The organism is Brevundimonas sp. CURTG3B2_SDJG, from assembly GCF_057364705.1.
In genome coordinates, this window is the sequence record NZ_JBNFOJ010000568.1 from 1 (window position 1) to 639 (window position 639).

The following is a 639-nucleotide window of genomic DNA, read 5'->3' on the forward strand; positions in this document are numbered from 1 at the left end:
CGATCTCGCGCGCGATGCGGCCCTGGTAGAAGGCCTCGGCGCGCCGGCGGCCAGCTCGCGACGGTGTCGGCGTAGGCCGGGTTCCTCAGCACGTCGCCAGCGGCGTAGCGGGTCCCGTCGGGCCTGGTGAAATAGGCGTCGGCCCAGCGGTGCGCGCCTGGCCGCGCGTCATCGCGATGAAGCCGGCCAGGCGCGGGCTGACTAACGAAGCCGGTCGCGGGCCTAGCCGTTCGGCGTCCCCGAACAGGGCGCTCCAGGGCAGGCGGCCGTGCTCGGCCTGGGCCAGGGCCAGCATGGCGACGGCGCCGGGCGCGCCGGTCGAGCGCCCGCTCAGCACCGCGTCGCCGAAGGCCAGCGGACGGCCGTTCTCGTAGAAAAGCTCGGGCGTGGCGGCGGCCGGCGCGGTTTCGCGGCCGTCGTAGCTGGTGACCTCGCCGGTCGCGGCGTCGAACATCATCATGAAGGCGCCGCCGCCCAGGCCCGAGGACTGCGGCTCCACCAGGCCCAGCACCGCCTGGACGGCGACGGCGGCGTCGACCGCCGAGCCGCCGGCCTTCAACACCTTCATCCCGGCCTCGACCGCCAACGGGTTGGCGGCGGCGACGAAGGGCCCTCGCGCCGGGGGCGCCTCGACAACCG

Annotated in this window: 1 protein-coding gene; it reads right to left on the reverse strand. The window is 75.6% G+C overall.

From position 1 onward, the window contains the following. Positions 1–85 precede the first annotated feature (85 nt). A partial coding sequence (locus tag AC2W7C_RS18705; RefSeq protein ID WP_486002682.1) for a gamma-glutamyltransferase occupies positions 86–639 on the reverse strand: 554 nt, incomplete at its 5' end.